The organism is Geodermatophilus chilensis (assembly GCF_002802985.1).
Lineage (GTDB): Bacteria > Actinomycetota > Actinomycetes > Mycobacteriales > Geodermatophilaceae > Geodermatophilus > Geodermatophilus chilensis.
Genome location: NZ_NVPT01000190.1, coordinates 1 through 8,660 on the forward strand (window position 1 = coordinate 1; position 8,660 = coordinate 8,660).

8 protein-coding genes are annotated in these 8,660 nt (G+C 71.3%); all 8 read right to left on the bottom strand.

From position 1 onward, the window contains the following. Window positions 1-100: 100 nt before the first annotated feature. Complete coding sequence (locus CNO22_RS23155) at window positions 101-1,378, bottom strand: ABC transporter ATP-binding protein (RefSeq protein ID WP_100501635.1); 1,278 nt, start codon at window positions 1,376-1,378, stop codon at window positions 101-103. Window positions 1,379-1,418: 40 nt separating this feature from the next. Then, a complete protein-coding gene (locus CNO22_RS23160; protein WP_100501636.1) occupies window positions 1,419-2,252 on the bottom strand; it encodes a carbohydrate ABC transporter permease in 834 nt (277 codons plus the stop codon). Then, on the bottom strand, window positions 2,252-3,214 hold the full coding sequence (locus tag CNO22_RS23165) for a carbohydrate ABC transporter permease (RefSeq protein WP_100501637.1): 963 nt from the start codon (window positions 3,212-3,214) through the stop codon (window positions 2,252-2,254). The genes CNO22_RS23160 and CNO22_RS23165 overlap by 1 nt, the downstream gene beginning before the upstream one ends. Beyond that, window positions 3,211-4,476: an extracellular solute-binding protein gene (locus CNO22_RS23170; RefSeq protein ID WP_232807284.1), complete on the bottom strand. Its 1,266-nt coding sequence runs from the start codon at window positions 4,474-4,476 to the stop codon at window positions 3,211-3,213. The genes CNO22_RS23165 and CNO22_RS23170 overlap by 4 nt, the downstream gene beginning before the upstream one ends. A 250-nt stretch (window positions 4,477-4,726) precedes the next feature. Continuing rightward, entirely contained in the window at window positions 4,727-5,962 is a 1,236-nt protein-coding gene (locus tag CNO22_RS23175) for a DUF4032 domain-containing protein (protein ID WP_100501641.1), read from the bottom strand. Between the two features lie 221 nt (window positions 5,963-6,183). Next, window positions 6,184-6,591: a helix-turn-helix domain-containing protein gene (locus CNO22_RS23180; RefSeq protein WP_100501639.1), complete on the bottom strand. Its 408-nt coding sequence runs from the start codon at window positions 6,589-6,591 to the stop codon at window positions 6,184-6,186. Between the two features lie 248 nt (window positions 6,592-6,839). Beyond that, the gene (gene pgsA, locus CNO22_RS23185; RefSeq protein ID WP_100501640.1) at window positions 6,840-7,499 is read right to left on the bottom strand and encodes a CDP-diacylglycerol--glycerol-3-phosphate 3-phosphatidyltransferase; all 660 of its coding nucleotides are present in this window, start codon (window positions 7,497-7,499) and stop codon (window positions 6,840-6,842) included. Further along, window positions 7,496-8,503 carry a radical SAM protein gene (locus tag CNO22_RS23190; RefSeq protein WP_232807285.1) on the bottom strand — a complete coding sequence of 336 codons (1,008 nt, stop codon included), beginning with the start codon at window positions 8,501-8,503 and terminating at the stop codon, window positions 7,496-7,498. The genes pgsA and CNO22_RS23190 overlap by 4 nt, the downstream gene beginning before the upstream one ends. Window positions 8,504-8,660: the final 157 nt, after the last annotated feature.

The window sequence follows — 8,660 nt, forward strand, 5'->3', positions numbered from 1 at the left end:
TTCGGAGATGTGGATAAGGTACAGGTCCCGGGTCCCGTCCTGAGCCTGCGGGGGGTGGGGAGAACGGGGTCCTTCCGCGGTGGAGGCAGGGGGTCCTCTTTCAGGCCGCCCCGGCCCGGCTGGCCCCGCCGCCCACCGTCGTCCCCTGGGCCTGTGCCTCCTGGACCTGCTCGACCCGGTCCTCGGTGGCCATCTGCGTCAGCCGCGCCCCGGCCTCGGCGTCCCGGGTGAGGTTCTCGCCGGTCTGTGGGTCGAACACGTGCACCTTGCGGGCGTCGAGCCAGAACTCCGCCTCGCGGCCCTCCCGGATCCGGCTGGTGGCGTCGATGGAGACGATCGCCTGGGTGCGCAACTCCTCGGAGTCCAGCTCTCGCGACAGCTCACGCAGCTGGTCGCGGATCGACTCGGGCGCCTCGTAGGGGATGTAGGCGTACTGCGAGTCGCCCAGCCACTCGGTGACGTCGACCCGCGCCCGGAACAGCGAGCCCAGCGGCCGCTTCGCCTCGTCGACCAGCGACGCGTCCTCGAAATACTCCGGACGGATGCCGACCAGCAGCAGGTCGCGGCCGCGCACGGCGGTGGCCCGGCGCTCGTCGAGCGTGATCGGCCCGAACGGCGTCTGCAGTCGGTCGCCGTCCAACGTCGCGGGCAGGAAGTTCATCGGCGGGGAGCCGATGAAGCCGGCGACGAAGAGGTTGACCGGCTGCTCGTAGAGCTCGCGCGGCGAGGCCACCTGCTGGATCCTCCCCTTGCGGAGCACGCAGACCCGGTCGCCCAGGGTCATCGCCTCGGTCTGGTCGTGCGTGACGTACACCGTGGTGATGCCCAGCCGGCGCTGCAGCCGGGAGATCTCGGTGCGCATCTGCCCACGCAGCTTGGCGTCGAGGTTGGACAGCGGCTCGTCGAAGAGGAACGCCTCCGCCTGGCGCACGATGGCCCGGCCCATCGCCACCCGCTGCCGCTGACCACCGGAGAGGTTGGCCGGCTTGCGCTCCAGGTGGTCCATGAGTTCGAGCACCTCGGCGGCCTCGGTGACCCGGCGGCGCACCTCGTCGTCGGGCACCTTCGCCAGCCGCAGCGGGAACGCGATGTTCTCGTACACCGTCATGTGCGGGTACAGCGCGTAGTTCTGGAACACCATGGACAGATTGCGGTCGCGTGGGGCCAGGTCGTTGACCCGCTTGCCGCCGATCAACATGTCGCCGCTGGTGATGTCCTCCAGCCCGACGATCATCCGCAGCAGCGTCGACTTCCCGCAGCCGGACGGGCCCACGAGGATCATGAACTCCCCGTCGGCGATGTCCAGGCTGACGTCGTTCACGGCCGGGTAGCCGTCGCCGTACTGCTTGACGATGTTGCGCATCTCGATCGATGCCATGAGATCTCGTCCCCTCGCTGAGGTGGGTGGGTACGGGGGGTCAGCCCTTGACCGCGCCGTTGGTGAGGCCGGCGACGATGCGCCGCTGGAAGAGCAGCACCAGGACCACGACCGGGATGGTGACGATCACGGCGGCCGAGGCCGTGACGCCGGTCGGGTCCTCGAACTGCGAGGCACCGGAGAACAGGCCGAGGGCCGCAGGGACCGGTCGTGCCGCCTCGGTCGAGGTCAGGGAGATGCCGTACAGGAAGTCGTTCCAGGCGATGAAGAACGCGATGATCGCCGTGGTGAACACGCCCGGGGCGGCCAGCGGGACGATCACCTTGCGGAACGCCTGCCAGGTGGTCGCACCGTCGACCTGCGCCGCCTGCTCCATCTCCCAGGGGATCTCCCGGAAGAACGCCGACATCGTCCAGATGGAGATCGGCAGGGTGAGCGACAGGTACGGGAGGATCAACCCGGGCCAGGTGTCGTAGAGGCCGATCTGCCGCCACACGTTGAACAGCGGCGTGACGATCGAGATGATCGGGAAGATGGCCACGGCGAGCGCGGTCGTCAGGATGATCCGCTTGCCCGGGAAGTCCAGCCGCGCGATGGCGTAGGCGGCGAACATCGCCAGGACGCAGGAGATGAACGTCGCGATCAGGCAGATGCCGAAGGAGTTGCGCAGCGCCGGCAGGAACAGGCCGCTGGCGCTGCCGGTGAAGATGTCGCTGTAGTTCTGGCCGGTGAACTGCGTCGGCAGGAAGCCGCCGTTGGACAGGTCGGACGGCGCCTTGAATGACAGCGACACGATCCAGGCGATCGGGAACAGGCAGTAGACGACGAGGACCAACCCGCCGATGAGCCACCAGATCTTCTCGCGCCGGGACATCACCGCTCCCCTCTGGCCTGGGACAGGTCGACCTTGAAGATCTTGATGAAGCCCACCGCGATGAGCACCACGCACAGGAACAGCAGCACGGAGACCGCCGAGCCCAGGCCGATCTCCAGCCTCGCGATCGTCTGCCGATAGGCGAGGAACGACACCGACTCCGTGCTGTTGGCTCCGGCGGTCATGATGAAGATGGTGTCGAAGATCCGGAACGCATCGAGCGTCCGGAACAGCAGGGCGACCATGATGGCCGCCTTCATGTTGGGGATCGTCACCCGCCACAGCCGCTGCCACCAGGTGGCGCCGTCGACCTTGGCCGCCTCCTGCAGCACCTCCGGCACCTGCGCCAGGCCGGCGAGCAGCAGCAGCGAGATGAACGGCGTGGTCTTCCAGATCTCCGCCAGGCAGATGACCAGCAACGACGTCCAGGTGCCGCCGAACCAGTCGGTGTCCGTGCCGACGCCGGGCAGCCAGGCGAACCAGCTGTTGACGAAACCAGTGTTGATGTCGAAGGCGAACTGCCAGGCCAGCGCCGAGACGACGGTGATCACCGCGTAGGGGATGAGGATCGAGGCCCGCACGACGGGCCGGATCGAACTCAGCGCCTTGGCCATCACCATGGCCAGGCCGAAGCCGAGCACCAGCTCGACCGCGACGGTCACCAGCGTGATGAAGAGGGTGACGCCGAGGGCCTGCCACCACAGCGGGTCGGTGAGGATGACCCAGTAGTTGGACAGCCCGGTGAACGAGCGGTTGGCCGGGTCGGTGAGCCGGTAGGAGAACAGCGACTCGTAGACCGCCTGCAGGATCGGGTAGGCGGTCACCGCCAGCATCACGAAGAAGGCGGGGCCGGCGAGCAGCCAGCCGAGCCGGCGCTCGGAGCGGGACCGGTCGCTGATCGTCCCGTGTGGCGCGGAGACGGGTTGGGTCTTCTCCCGCGGGGGGAGGGTCGTCTGGGTCACAGCAGCTGCTCCCCTGCGAGGACGGCGCGGATGAGCTCGGCCGCGGTGGGGCCGGTGACCCCGGGGGTGACCGAGCCCGGCGGGTGGTAGGTCCGCTGGATGGCGGCGGAAACCTCGTTGTAGTAGACGGTCTGTGGGCGTGGGGCTGCCATCTCCAGCGACTCCCGGATCTCCGGGGCCATCGGGAAGACCTCGAGCACCTCGGGGTCGTCGTAGACGGGGATGGAGGAGGCCGGGTTGCCGTTGGTGGTGAAGTAGTAGGCCTGGTTCTCGTCCGAGACGATGCACTCGGCCGCCTGGTAGGCCAGCTCCGGAGCCTCGCTGAAGGCGCCGACGCCGAGGTTGATGCCGCCGTACGGCGGTGCGGCCGGGTCGTCGGGGTTCACCCGCGGGTAGATCGCCCAGCCGTAGTCCTCGGGGACGGACGGCTCGAGGGTCCCGGCCTCGACCGCGCTCAGCGCGCGCCCGTAGACGAACGGCCAGTTGACCATGAAGCCGCCGTCCGGGCCCTCGAACTCGGTGGCGGAGGCGTCCTCGTTCTCGGTGGAGAAGGCCGGCCCGGCGACGCCGCTGTCGGCGACCGACCGCATGACCTCAGCGGTCCGGACGGCGGCGTCGGACTCGAGGCCGAACTCGATGTCCTCCGGGTCCTCGGCGTTCTCGGAGATGATCGACCCGCCGGCCGACTCGATGAGGGCGTTGAGCCACACCGTCAGTGACTCGGCCCGGGCGCCCTGGGCCCCGATGAGGGTGTTCGTCTGCTGCGCGGCCTCGACGATCTGGTCCCAGGTGACCGGCTGGCTCATGTCCAGCCCGGCCGCCTCGGCCACCGACTCGCGGTACCAGAGGAGCTGGGTGTTCGCCCAGAACGGGACGGTGACCAGCTCGCCGTCCCAGGTGGCGCCTTCGACGGCGCTCTGGACGACGTCCTCGGTGACGCGCTCCGCGACGTCCTCGGGCACCGGGGCCAGGAAGCCAGCCTCGGCGAACTCGGGGATGAACGGCGGATCCAGGCTCATCAGGTCGATCGACGCGTCGTTGGCCGCCAGGCGCCGGATGAGCTGCTCGCGCTGCGCAGAGGCCTCGCGCGGCAGCTGGGCGGTCTCGATGGTGTAGGCGCCCCCGGACGCCTCGCTGCACCGCCGGGCGATCTCGGCCTGACCGCCGGAGTCGGGGTTGATGTACCAGGTGAGGGCGTTGGGAGAGCCGGAGTCACCGCCGCACGCCGCGAGCGTCGACGCCAGCACCGCGGCGGCGGCCACACCGCCCAACTGACGTCTGCGCCCCCGCGTCGCGGCTCCGCCGGTCGATCTGCCCCTGCCGTTCGTCGACACCGTCATCTCGCCTCCGTTGGAGAGCAGCGAGCCTCAGATCACCGCGGTTTTCGTACCGTGGCCCAGCCCACAGTGGGTGTCAACTCGAACGAAACCGCCTCGTTACCGAGGTCCGCGGTGGCCTCTCCGGGCGTGGGAGGTGGTCCTCCGGAGGCCGGTGCGGCGGCCGGTGGCCTGGTCAGTCCCGGCTCCCGACGATCGCCGATGGGGTGGTCAGCTCCTTCGGCGTACGAGGCAGCACGGTGTCGAAGTAGGAGCGCGCGGCCCTCGTCGTCCCGACGTCGTGGCCGGCCTTCTCGGACAGGAACCAGCGGTGTTCGAGGATCTCGTGGAAGACCTCGGCCGGCGCCAGACGGCCGGCGAGGTCGGGCGGGATGGCGTCGACGACGGGCTGGTAGGCCTCGGCCAGCCACCGGTAACCCGCGACGGTCTCCGGGACCGGCGCGCCGGTCTTCTGCTCCAGGGTGGCGCGGTAGGCGCGCAGGTCGTTGAGCAACCGGCGGGCCTGGCGCTCCTGCACCTCCAGACCGGTCAGCCGGAACAGCTCCCGGCGGTTCTGGCCGGGCTCGGAGACGCGGGTCTCCACGCGCAGCCGCGCGCCGCCCTCCGGATCGGTGACCAGCTCGATCTCGCCGACGTCGAAGCCCAGGTCGTTGAGCCGCTGCAGACGCTCGGCCACCCGCTGGCGCTGCTCGGCGAGGGCGAAGACCTCCTCACGGTTGACCTCCTCCCACAGCGCCTCGTAGCGCACCGGCAGGCTGTCCGCGACCTCGATCGGGTCCACGTGCGGGGGCAGCAGATCGCCGAACTGCAGGTCGAGCAGCTCGGCGCCGACCCGCTCACGGGCCAGGTCGACGTCGTAGCGCCGCTGCCCGGGGCTCAGCTGGGGGTGCCGCTCGGAGGTCTCGGCGTCCACCAGGTAGGCGGTGAAGGCGCCGGCGTCGAGCCGGAACAGCGTGTTGGACAGCGAGCAGTCGCCCCAGAAGACGCCGGCCAGGTGCAGCCGGACGAGCAGCACCACCATCGTGTCGAGCAGCTGCTCCTCGGAGTGCTCGCCGTGGGGCCGGGAGAACAGGTACCGGTAGGACATCGAGTACTCGAGGTAGCGGGTCACCAGGACGGCGTCCTGCTCGTCCGGCCGGTCGACGCAGATGCCCAGCACCGAGACCGACGGCAGGCCCTCCTCCTCGAACTGGCCGAGCAGCGCGTACTCGTGGCGGGCCAGCGGCTCGGAGATCTCCTTGAGGGCGTAGACGTGCCCGCCCTGCGCGGTGAAGCGGACGACGTGCCGCGAGATGCCGCGCTGCGGGACCTCGAGGAGCAGCTCGGGGTCCCACTGCTCGAGCGGCAGGTGGAACGGAAGGCTCAGCAGACCCGCGCCATCGGTGGCCGGTGGCCGGAAGAGGTACCGCACGGCGACCTCCGTTGTGGCGTGCAGCAGCCGGCGACCCGCGGTGGGGGTCGGCACCCAGCCTGCCACGGCCGGCGTGCGGCGGCGCGCCGGTCCCGCCTGCCAGAGCACCCGGAGGCCGGCCGTGTGCGGGGCCCCGCCGGCCCTCTGCAGTGTCCCGCCGCGAGCTTGCGAGTGGCGGGGGCAGAGGGCCTTCACGAAGGTGGGGAGGACGGGGTCCTTTCTCAGGCGGCCAACGACACCGCGTCGGCCGGGCGACCGGAGACGCGGGCCGGCGCACCGACCAGCGCCAGCGTGGGCTCGGCGGCCGGCTGCTCGGCGGACGCGGCCACCGCGGGCTCCTCATCGGCGGGGACGCCGGCGGCCTCGGAGGCGGGGACCAGCGGGCGGACGCGGACGTCGTCGCCGCGCAGCCCGAGGCTGACCTCGGCCAGCAGGTCGGCGAGCTCGACGTCGAGGGCGTCGCAGATCGAGGTGAGCAGCTCGGAGGAGGCCTCCTTCTGCCCCCGCTCGACCTCGGAGAGGTAGCCCAGGCTCACCCGGGCGGCACCGGAGACGTCGCGCAGCGTCCGACGCTGGCGCAGCCGGTGGCCGCGCAGGGTCGTCCCGAGCTGGGTGCGCAGCAGCGTCATCGCCGTCTCCTGTCCTGCCCGTGCGGAAGCGGCGGCACCCGGGGAGGGAGCCGTGCGCTCACGGTACGCGGCGCCACCGACGCCCACCGTGCCGAGCCGGGCGCGTCCGCTCTGGGCGTAACGCCGGAGGTCAGGCAGCCCTTCCCGTGGCGCCTCCACGGCGTCCCCCGCTCAAGTCGGAGAGGACGGGCGGCCCCGTCCCGGGCCCCGCCCTGAGCTTGCGGAGAGTGGGGCAGGAGGGTCCTTGCTCAGGCGGCGGTGTCGGTCCGCGGGCCGGCCGGCCCGGCCGAGCGGCGGGCGGCCGCGGCGCGCATGGCGCGGATGCTGGTCCGCCGCAGCGCGAGGGCGCGGTGGACGTAGTCCAGGCCGGTCACCACGGTGAGTACCACCGCGGCGGCCATCACCCACCACCGCAGGGTGCCGAACAGGCCGTCGAGCGGCAGGGTGTAGAGCCCGATCGCCAGCGCCTGGAGCACGGTCTTCGCCTTGCCGCCGCGGCTGGCGGCGATCACGCCGTGGCGGATCACCCAGAAGCGCAGCAGGGTCACGCCCACCTCGCGGACGAGGATCGTCAGCGTCACCCACCAGGGCAGCAGCGCCAGCACCGAGAGGCCCACGAGCGCGGTGCCGGTCAGCGCCTTGTCGGCGATCGGGTCGGCGAGCTTGCCGAACTCGGTCACCTGGCCGGTCCGCCGGGCGATCATCCCGTCGTAGCGGTCGGTGATGATCGCCAGCACGAAGACGAGGGTCGCCCAGTAGCGCCGCTCGTCGTCCATCCCACCGTCGGTGAACAGCAGCGCGGCGAACACCGGCACGACGGCCAACCGCAGCACGGTCAGCGCGTTGGGCAGGTTGAGCACCCGCGCCGACTGGGGCGGCGTGGCGGCCGGGTCCACCGCATCGCTCATGTGCGCACCGCGGGCACCAGTGCCGTGGCCACCAGGTCCACGCCCTCGGTCCCGACGACCTCCGCGGCCACGACCTGGCCGGCGACCGCACCGTCGGGCACCCCGGCGACCGTCGTCGTCCCGTCGGCCTCGGGGTCCTGGTGGGCGGCGTGCCCGGCCCACAGGCCCCGCCCGCCGTCGCCGTGGCCCTCGTCGGCGGAGAGGTCCTCGGTGAGCAGCACCTGGACCCGCTCCCCCAGCCGGTCCTCGGCGCGCTGCGCGGTGAGCTCCTCCACCAGGTCGGTGACGCGCCTGACACGGGCGTCGATCTCGGCCTGGTCGAGCTTGCCGGGAAGGCCCATCGCCTCGGTGCCCTCCTCGTCGGAGTAGCCGAACACCCCGACGGCGTCCAGCCGGCCCTCGACGAGGAAACGCTCGAGCTCGGCGACGTCGTCCTCGGTCTCCCCCGGGAACCCGAGGATGACGTTGGTGCGGAACCCGGCGGTCGGCGCGAGCGCGCGGGCCCGCTCGATCAGCGCGAGGAAGTCGTCGGTGCCGCCGAACCGGCGCATACGGCGCAGGAGGCCCGGCGAGGAGTGCTGGAAGGACAGGTCGAAGTAGGGCGCCACCCCGTCGGTGGCGGCGATGACCTCGAGCAGGCCCGGTCGGAGCTCGGCCGGCTGCAGGTAGGCCACCCGCACCCGGGCGATACCCTCGATCGCGGCCAGCTGGGGCAGCAGCCGCTCCAGCAGCCGCAGGTCGCCGAGGTCCTTGCCGTAGGACGTGGAGTTCTCGCTCACCAACACCAGCTCGGTGACGCCCTGGGCGGCCAGCCACTGCGCTTCGCTGAGCACCTCGGCCGGCGGCCGGGAGACGAACGAGCCGCGGAAGGCCGGGATGGCGCAGAAGGCGCACCGCCGGTCGCAGCCCGAGGCGAGCTTCAGCGCCGCCGACGGGCCGGAGGCCAGCCGCCGCCGCTGCACCCATCCGTGGCCGGGGATGACCGGCGCCGGCCCCTCCCCCACCGTGCCGTCTACCAACCTCTGACGCGGCGGGCGCCCCCCCACGCGGCTGTCTATGAGGTAGCTCTGCCGCTGACACAAAAAACAGCAGTTGATAATGACTTGTGAGCGATCGTCTCTACAAAACCTGCGACAGAACACCATGACAAACTCAATATAA

Coding starts and splice junctions, on each gene's coding strand:
- CNO22_RS23155 (WP_100501635.1), bottom strand. CDS start 1,378: ATGGCATCGATCGAGATGCGCAACATCGTCAAGCAGTACGGCGACGGC.
- CNO22_RS23160 (WP_100501636.1), bottom strand. CDS start 2,252: ATGTCCCGGCGCGAGAAGATCTGGTGGCTCATCGGCGGGTTGGTCCTC.
- CNO22_RS23180 (WP_100501639.1), bottom strand. CDS start 6,591: ATGACGCTGCTGCGCACCCAGCTCGGGACGACCCTGCGCGGCCACCGG.
- pgsA (WP_100501640.1), bottom strand. CDS start 7,499: ATGAGCGATGCGGTGGACCCGGCCGCCACGCCGCCCCAGTCGGCGCGG.